This is a genomic window from Psychrobacter sp. 72-O-c, from assembly GCF_904846605.1.
Taxonomy (GTDB): domain Bacteria; phylum Pseudomonadota; class Gammaproteobacteria; order Pseudomonadales; family Moraxellaceae; genus Psychrobacter.
On sequence record NZ_CAJHBI010000072.1, the window covers coordinates 1 to 852 of the forward strand.

At 49.1% G+C, this 852-nt stretch carries 1 protein-coding gene; it reads left to right on the forward strand.

All coding sequences use genetic code 11. The annotated features are described in order from the left end of the window. Position 1 precedes the first annotated feature (1 nt). Positions 2–852 (forward strand): elongation factor Tu (tuf, locus tag JMX97_RS13635; protein WP_201558965.1); only part of this gene is annotated, 851 nt, incomplete at its 3' end.

Consider the following 852-nt stretch of genomic DNA (forward strand, 5'->3'; position numbering starts at 1 on the left):
CATGGCAAAGGCCAAGTTTGAACGCAACAAGCCACACGTCAACGTCGGTACTATTGGACACGTTGACCATGGTAAAACCACCCTTACTGCTGCTATCGCAACAGTAGCCGCTAAAACCTCAGGTGGCGAAGCCAAAGACTACGCGTCTATTGACTCAGCCCCTGAAGAAAAAGCACGTGGCATCACCATCAACACCAGTCACGTAGAATATGACACCGAAGCCCGTCATTATGCTCACGTTGATTGCCCAGGTCACGCCGATTATGTTAAAAACATGATCACTGGTGCCGCGCAAATGGACGGCGCAATCTTAGTCGTATCAGCGACTGACGGCCCAATGCCACAAACCCGTGAGCACATCCTGCTATCCCGTCAGGTTGGCGTACCGTACATCGTCGTATTCATGAACAAATGCGACATGGTAGACGACGAAGAATTGCTTGAGCTAGTAGAAATGGAAGTTCGCGAACTTCTTAGTGACTACGACTTCCCAGGTGATGACACCCCAATCGTTAAAGGATCAGCCACCGAAGCCCTAAAAGGCAGCGAAGGTCCCTACGGCGAACCTGCTATTGTTGAACTACTAAACATCCTTGATACCTACATCCCAGAGCCTGAGCGTGACATCGACAAAGCATTCTTAATGCCAATCGAAGACGTCTTCTCAATCTCAGGTCGTGGTACCGTAGTAACAGGCCGTGTTGAATCAGGCATTGTTAAAATCGGTGACGAGATTGAAATCGTCGGCATCAAAAACACTCAAAAGACCACTTGTACTGGTGTAGAGATGTTCCGTAAACTGCTTGACGAAGGTCGTGCAGGCGAAAACTGTGGCGTTCTATTACGTGGTAC